Below are 281 nucleotides of genomic sequence, written 5' to 3' on the forward strand. Positions count from 1 at the left end.
ACGCGTGGTGCTAGTTAAATCGTTCTAGACAATATGCCATATTATAAGCTAAAATAGCTATTTCTAGCCGCTGTTGAAAGCCTACTGGACTTCTTGCTCGATTATTCTCAGCGTTGTAATAACTAAGCAAAGAAAAGTCGCTTTCAATGCTTCTTCTAATTGCCATCATCGCTTACTATTGCGTGGACCTTGAAGCCATAATAATAGACTTTCTTGGTTGCTTTATAACCAATATCAGCTACGCCCCGAAAGATCTTGACACGATAATTGCGAACAGGCTG

At 39.9% G+C, this 281-nt stretch carries 1 pseudogene; it reads right to left on the reverse strand.

Annotation, left to right across the window (positions count from 1 at the left end):
- Window positions 1–10: 10 nt before the first annotated feature.
- Window positions 11–281 (reverse strand): annotated as a pseudogene (locus tag CP367_RS10475) (IS982 family transposase); the annotation flags it as partial.

Source organism: Lactobacillus sp. UMNPBX16 (assembly GCF_002553775.1).
In the GTDB taxonomy this organism is placed as follows: domain Bacteria; phylum Bacillota; class Bacilli; order Lactobacillales; family Lactobacillaceae; genus Lactobacillus; species Lactobacillus crispatus.